1 protein-coding gene is annotated in these 1,596 nt (G+C 40.0%); it reads right to left on the minus strand.

The features are described from left to right. Nucleotides 1-134: 134 nt before the first annotated feature. A complete protein-coding gene (locus AB5123_RS14290) occupies nt 135-1,325 on the minus strand; it encodes an IS110 family transposase (RefSeq protein WP_038670590.1) in 1,191 nt (396 codons plus the stop codon). Between the last annotated feature and the right edge of the window lie 271 nt (nt 1,326-1,596).

Below are 1,596 nucleotides of genomic sequence, written 5' to 3' on the forward strand. Positions count from 1 at the left end.
AGAAACCTGCTAAGAAAAATCAATAGGCAAAATGAACAAAGTTGAGAAAAGAAGCAAAGGAAAAAACGATATAGCAAAGCTGACGTTTGAAGGAAGTATTCAAACGCCCGATGAGTATGTACCTGAGACTACAATTAATGTTCGGAGTAAAACTCCATAACCTTGCCGTAGTAAACTCGAAGGAATTTGTTAAGCCCCGCAATCATTGCTTCTTTGCCGCATTTCCCTTCGCTGCGTTTCTTCTGAATAAAGTCATAGACAGCATTGTCGGCAGGTTTGTGTTTGATTAAGGACTGCATGATCTCGTAGCCTGTTTTTCGCAGATAACTGTTTCCACGCTTGGATATATGACGCTCAGAAGCGTGGAATGCACCCGACTGATAAGGCGGAGCGTCAATGCCTGCATAGGCAATGAGAGAGTGCTTGTTTTTGAATCTGCGTACATCGCCAATTTCAGCAATGATACGTGGAGCAAGTGTATCTCCGATACAATCCATTTCCTTGACAACAGAATATTCAGGCAAGGTGTTGCAAAGATCCTGCATTTGTGCTAAAATGGTATTGCGTGATTCCTCTATTGAGTGGATCAGCTTGACGGCTTCACTAACGGCAATTTTGACGGATTGGGAGTTAGGAAGCGTAGGGATACCGTTTTGAGCAAGGGCAAGGATTTCCGCTGCCTTACGCTCGTTTAAGCGGTATCCCTTTTTCTTTGCCCATTTGCAGTAATCAGATGTAAATTTCATTTCTCCCATATCGAGAATATTCTGAAAATGAATATATCGACTGACAAACTCGGTCAGCTTGTGATTTTCACCTTGATTTGAAAGAACATCATTGATTTTGGGCATAACTTGGTCAAGAAGATTGGAGAAGTTCACCTTTGATTTAACAAGCATACCTGTAACCTGATAATACTGACGTGCAAGAAATTTAAGTTCATCGTATATAACATTAGAGGGATAAGCCTTAACAAGCTCGTTCCAGTATGTAATACCGAAAGATGCGATTTTAATCGAATCAATTTTATCGGTTTTTGCTCGTCTTATGCTTTGCGAGCAGAACTTCTTCATACGCAAGGCATTTACACAGCATACAAAAATGTTGTGAGAAGATAAATAGGTCGCAACAGGAAGATGATAGTGACCTGTATCTTCCATAACAACACGGGTTTCTTCATCGAATGATTTGATGAGAGAAATAAGAGAATCCAGTTCATCGGCAGTGTGACCAATGTCAAAGGGTGATTCAAGTATTTCGCCGCAAGGTTTCATAATGCAAACAGTACTTTTTCCTTTTGATACATCAATTCCTACACTAATCATGATAAATCCTTCTTTCTGATATTTTGTAATGTTTCCGCTCAGGAGCTTATTAAAATTCATTTTGGTTAGTGATGCGAACGCTGCTGTAAACACAGCAGGTACAACCTGCTTAATCGAATTTTATAACAAGAAGGCGGCTGACACTTTCTATTACGAACGCTTAGTTCTAAGGGGGTGACCGTCAGTCCATTACCTTCTTATTATATCAAAATAAGCATAGCCTGTCACCACTGTAGTCAGCAGTTTGGACTATGCTAATATCATACCAAAG

The organism is Ruminococcus sp. RTP21204st1_B2_RTP21204_210225, from assembly GCF_040914135.1.
Taxonomy (GTDB): Bacteria; Bacillota; Clostridia; order Oscillospirales; family Ruminococcaceae; genus Hominimerdicola; species Hominimerdicola aceti.

Bases quoted from the DNA above. Each gene is read 5' to 3' on its own strand.
- AB5123_RS14290 (WP_038670590.1), bottom strand. From the start codon at position 1,325: ATGATTAGTGTAGGAATTGATGTATCAAAAGGAAAAAGTACTGTTTGC.